The 292-nt window shown below is 63.0% G+C and carries 1 pseudogene; it reads left to right on the forward strand.

Features of this window, described 5'->3' with window-relative positions:
* Positions 1 to 292, forward strand: a pseudogene (locus tag B7449_RS19485) (DUF1173 family protein); the annotation flags it as partial.

Raw genomic sequence — 292 nt, forward strand, 5'->3', positions numbered from 1 at the left:
AGGAAAACCATCTGTTCCTGATCGGGTTTGTGGAGGCTCTGGAACCAGACCCCAGGGGCAATTTTACCATGGCCCTGAACGGTCAGCGCGACGGTTACCGCTGCTTTCTGACAGTGCCTGCAGCCGAGAGGAACCGTCTTGCCCGGTCGCACCAACTGGCGGCAGCCACGCTCGCCCTGCCCGAAGCGGCGCGGCAGGCGCATGTTGTAGCGCTGCTCTATGTGACGGCACGAAACATCGGAACGCCCAATAGCCGGTGGAGGGGCTGGATCCAGGCGGAAGTCAGGACCGG

The sequence above is a fragment of the Komagataeibacter intermedius TF2 genome (assembly GCF_000964425.1).
Taxonomy (GTDB): Bacteria; Pseudomonadota; Alphaproteobacteria; order Acetobacterales; family Acetobacteraceae; genus Komagataeibacter; species Komagataeibacter intermedius.